The sequence below is a fragment of the Vibrio sp. Sgm 5 genome, assembly GCF_026241575.1.
In the GTDB taxonomy this organism is placed as follows: Bacteria; Pseudomonadota; Gammaproteobacteria; order Enterobacterales; family Vibrionaceae; genus Vibrio; species Vibrio jasicida.
On the sequence record NZ_JAPHPY010000168.1, the window covers coordinates 1 to 212 of the forward strand.

Genomic DNA, 212 nt, shown 5'->3' on the forward strand with positions numbered 1-212 from the left:
TGCCCGAGTTCATCTTTTATACTTCGATGCGGAAAACTGAGCGTTGTTGTATCTTCAAGCGCGAGTAATTCCTCATGCTCGTTAGCTCGGGATACAGTTGATTGAAAGCCTGCTTCTGCGATGTCTTTTGCATCGATGTTTTCATTGCGGATAAAGCGATATGCGCCTTCCATATCGGCGGGAGAAAAAGGAAGTTTAGCCACGGAGACTCC

1 pseudogene is annotated in these 212 nt (G+C 46.7%); it reads right to left on the bottom strand.

Features of this window, described 5'->3' with window-relative positions:
* Positions 1–212, bottom strand: a pseudogene (locus OQJ86_RS26545) (IS4 family transposase); the annotation flags it as partial.